At 56.0% G+C, this 3,538-nt stretch carries 2 rRNA genes; both read left to right on the top strand.

Annotated elements, in window-relative coordinates:
- Window positions 1-197 precede the first annotated feature (197 nt).
- A 23S ribosomal RNA gene (locus D457_RS0131520) occupies window positions 198-3,293 on the top strand.
- 97 nt (window positions 3,294-3,390) lie between these two features.
- Window positions 3,391-3,506 (top strand): 5S ribosomal RNA (gene rrf / locus D457_RS0131515).
- Window positions 3,507-3,538: the final 32 nt, after the last annotated feature.

Below are 3,538 nucleotides of genomic sequence, written 5' to 3'. Positions count from 1 at the left end.
TAGAAGCGTCAGGGGGCGCGCTGTTGGGTATCTGAGGAAGCAATCCCGGCCATCGGCTCCTTTGGGGGCGGGTGGTCGAGTTGGTTCCCACTACCACCTCTGAGAACTCCCAGCTTTCGGGTTGGTGTGAGGTATCGGGGTTTGTGGTTGGTGTTTTGATTTGTGAATAGTGTGCGCGAGCATCTTATTATCTGTAGTGGCCAAGTGATAGTGGCACACGGTGGATGCCTTGGCATCAGGCGCCGATGAAGGACGTGGGAGGCCACGATAGGCCGCGGGGAGCTGTCAACCGAGCTTTGATCCGCGGGTGTCCGAATGGGGAAACCTAGCCCGAGTTGTGTCGGGTTGCCGCTACCTGAATGTATAGGGTAGTTGGTGGTGACGCGGGGAAGTGAAACATCTCAGTACCCGTAGGAAGAGTAAACAACAGTGATTCTCCTAGTAGTGGTGAGCGAACGGGGAAGAGGCTAAACCGCATGCGTGTGATAGACGACAGTCGTTGCGTGTGCGGGGTTGTGGGATGCATCTTTTCAGGTCTGTCGGCCTGGAGCGCTGATGATTTTTCTAGCTGAAACCGTTGGGAAGCGGTACCGGAGTGGGTGAGAGTCCCGTAGGTGAAGGAAGAGTCTAGGTGTTGATGTTCTCCCGAGTAGCGCGGAGCCCGAGAAATTCCGTGTGAATCTGGCAGGACCACCTGCTAAGCCAAAATACGTCCTGATGACCGATAGTGCACTAGTACCGTGAGGGAAAGGTGAAAAGTGCCCCGGTGAGGGGTCGTGAAATAGTACCTGAAACCGTGTGCTGTCAAGCCGTCAGAGCTGAAGCTTGTCTTTGGTGATGGCGTGCCTTTTGAAGAATGAGCCTGCGAGTCATGGTGTGTGGCAAGGTTAACCCGGGTGGGGTAGCCGTAGGGAAACCGAGTCTGAATAGGGCGTTTGAGTCGCATGCTGTGGACCCGAAGCGGAGTGATCTACCCATGTCCAGGGTGAAGCGGGGGTAAGACCTCGTGGAGGCCCGAACCCACCAGAGTTGAAAATCTGGGGGATGAGGTGTGGGTAGGGGTGAAAGGCCAATCAAACTCCGTGATAGCTGGTTCTCCCCGAAATGCATTTAGGTGCAGCGTCACGTGTTTCTTGCTGGAGGTAGAGCTACTGTTTGGCTGATGGGCCCTACAAGGTTACTGACGTCAGACAAACTCCGAATGCCGGTTAAGTGAAGCGTGGCAGTGAGACTGCGGGGGATAAGCTTCGTAGTCGAGAGGGAAACAGCCCAGATCATCAGCTAAGGCCCCTAAGCGTGTGCTAAGTGGGAAAGGTTGTGGAGTTGCTGAGACAACCAGGAGGTTGGCTTAGAAGCAGCCATCCTTTAAAGAGTGCGTAATAGCTCACTGGTCAAGTGGTTCTGCGCCGATAATGTAGCGGGGCTTAAGTACACCGCCGAAGCTGTGAAGTTCAGTCCGTAAGGACTGGGTTGGTAGGGGAGCGTCGTGCATCCAGTGAAGCTGCCGAGTGATCGAGTGGTGGAGGGTGTGCGAGTGAGAATGCAGGCATGAGTAGCGAAAGCAACGTGAGAAACGTTGCCGCCGATTGACTAAGGGTTCCTGGGGCAGGTTAATCCGCCCAGGGTGAGTCTGGACCTAAGGCGAGGCCGACAGGCGTAGTCGATGGATAACGGGTTGATATTCCCGTACCCGTGCACGAGCGTCCAGTATCGAATCAGGTGATGCTAACCACGCTGGTTCTTGGTGGTCCCTTCGGGGAACGCCTCTGAGCTGGTCTGGGACCCGAGCTTGTAGTAGGTAAGTGATGGGGTGACGCAGGAGGGTAGCTCTACCCGGCGGTGGTTGTCCGGGGGTAAGCGTGTAGGCCGAGAGGTAGGCAAATCCGCCTCTCATGAAGGTTGAGACGTGATGCCGAGCCGTTTTCGGTGAAGTGAGTGATCCCATGCTGTCGAGAAAAGCCTCTAGCGAGTTCGTGTGTGGCCAGTACCCTAAACCGACGCAGGTGGTCAGGTAGAGAATACCGAGGCGTTCGGGTGAACCATGGTTAAGGAACTCGGCAAATTGTCCCCGTAACTTTGGGAGAAGGGGAGCCCTGTCTGGTGACGGATCTTGCATCCTGAGCTGGGTGGGGTCGCAGATAGCGGGGGGAAGCGACTGTTTATTAAAAACACAGGTCCGTGCGAAGTCGTAAGACGCTGTATACGGACTGACGCCTGCCCGGTGCTGGAACGTTAAGAGGACTGGTTAGTTGGGGTTCGCCCTGGCGAAGCTAGGAATCTAAGCGCCAGTAAACGGCGGTGGTAACTATAACCATCCTAAGGTAGCGAAATTCCTTGTCGGGTAAGTTCCGACCTGCACGAATGGCGTAACGACTTCCCCACTGTCTCAACCATGGGCCCGGTGAAATTGCACTACGAGTAAAGATGCTCGTTTCGCGCAGCAGGACGGAAAGACCCCGGGACCTTCACTATAGCTTGACATTGGTGTTTGGGATGGTTTGTGTAGGATAGGTGGGAGCCTGTGAAGTCGTCACGCTAGTGGCGGTGGAGGCGTTGGTGAAATACCACTCTGACTGTTTCGGGCATCTAACTTTGGACCGTGATCCGGTTCGGGGACAGTGTCTGGTGGGTAGTTTAACTGGGGCGGTTGCCTCCCAAAGAGTAACGGAGGCGCCCAAAGGTTCCCTCAGCCTGGTTGGTAATCAGGTGTTGAGTGTAAGTGCACAAGGGAGCTTGACTGTGAGACGGACGTGTCGAGCAGGAGCGAAAGCTGGGACTAGTGATCCGGCACCGGCGTGTGGAAGCGGTGTCGCTCAACGGCTAAAAGGTACCCCGGGGATAACAGGCTGATCTTCCCCAAGAGTCCATATCGACGGGATGGTTTGGCACCTCGATGTCGGCTCGTCGCATCCTGGGGCTGGAGTTGGTCCCAAGGGTTGGGCTGTTCGCCCATTAAAGCGGCACGCGAGCTGGGTTTAGAACGTCGTGAGACAGTTCGGTCCCTATCCGCTGTGCGCGTTGGAGACTTGAGAAGGGCTGTCCCTAGTACGAGAGGACCGGGACGGACGAACCTCTGGTGTGCCAGTTGTCCTGCCAAGGGCATGGCTGGTTGGCTACGTTCGGGAGAGATAACCGCTGAAAGCATCTAAGCGGGAAGCTTGCTTCGAGATGAGGTCTCCTGCCTCCTTAGAGAGGGTAAGGCTCCCTGTAGACGACGGGGTTGATAGGCTGGATGTGGAAGCCCTGTGAGGGGTGGAGCTGACCGGTACTAATAGGCCGAGGGCTTGTCCGCTGCAGATAATTGGATGTTCGCGCACACTTGTTCACGAAAGCTTGGCTGTCGTGATTCCCCTGTTGGTGTGGGGTTGAGTCATGGTGGTTGTTGGTTTCCGTGGTGGTTTTAGCAGGAGGGTCACACCCGGTCTCATTCCGAACCCGGTCGTTAAGTCTCCTTGCGCTGATGGTACTGCTCTGTGATGGGGTGGGAGAGTAGGTCGCCGCCACGGTTTTTCTTGAGGGGAGGGGGTTCGTTCTTCGG

This window comes from Nocardiopsis valliformis DSM 45023 (assembly GCF_000340985.1).
Taxonomy (GTDB): Bacteria; Actinomycetota; Actinomycetes; order Streptosporangiales; family Streptosporangiaceae; genus Nocardiopsis; species Nocardiopsis exhalans.
Note: the sequence above shows the minus strand (reverse complement) of the source record. Positions and strands in the feature narration are given on the sequence as shown.